We start from the raw sequence: 781 nt of genomic DNA, 5'->3' as shown, positions 1-781 counted from the left end.
GTCCTTTCCTACGGGTACTTAGATGTTTCAGTTCCCCGCGTTCGCCACTTTATCCCTATGTATTCAGGATAAGTTACCTATTATCGATACTTGGAAACCACAGCAGCAAGTCACCCTGCAGCTCTGATTTTCCAAGTACCTTAGGTGGGTTTCCCCATTCGGAAATCTACGGATCAAAGGGTATTCGCACCTCCCCGTAGCTTATCGCAGCGTATCACGTCCTTCATCGCCTGTGCATGCCAAGGCATCCACCAATTGCCCTTAAGACACTTGATCGTTCTCATTGCCAATGCCCACCCGCGCGATCTCGAAGAGATCGTCGCTTCAGCCTCTCCCTTGCGGGATTAGCGTCCGCGCGATCCCAAAGGGATCGTCGCATAAGCGCAATCCTGTGCGGGATTGGCGCTTGATGTCATTGGCACAAAAAGACCAGCTTCTCGAGATCGGTTCGAGGGTGCGGTTAGGCAAACCCATCATATGCGGGAGATTGAGCGTCTCCCGCGACAAATCACGAACCTTTCGGCTCATGAAGTTCGAACAAATCTTCTCTTTACGATGTCAAAACAGAACAAGCGGCAAGCCAAGAAGCTCACCACAAACCTTTATACGAATGACTTTTTTGACCACCCTCACTCGACACACTTCAAGGCGACGATCCTGCGGATCGCGCGACACGACAATCCTGCGGATTGCGTGGAAGTGGTGGAGCCGGACGGGATCGAACCGACGACATCCTGCTTGCAAAGCAGGCGCTCTCCCAGCTGAGCTACGGCCCCTGATA

The 781-nt window shown here is 52.6% G+C and carries 1 tRNA gene and 1 rRNA gene; both read right to left on the bottom strand.

Annotated features, from left to right (window positions below):
- Positions 1 to 276, bottom strand: a 23S ribosomal RNA gene (locus NKJ57_RS30820); the annotation flags it as partial.
- 424 nt (positions 277 to 700) lie between these two features.
- Positions 701 to 776 (bottom strand) — tRNA-Ala (locus NKJ57_RS30815).
- Between the last annotated feature and the right edge of the window lie 5 nt (positions 777 to 781).

The sequence above is a fragment of the Mesorhizobium sp. M0077 genome (genome assembly GCF_040322955.1).
GTDB lineage: Bacteria > Pseudomonadota > Alphaproteobacteria > Rhizobiales > Rhizobiaceae > Mesorhizobium.
Note: the sequence above shows the minus strand (reverse complement) of the source record. Positions and strands in the feature narration are given on the sequence as shown.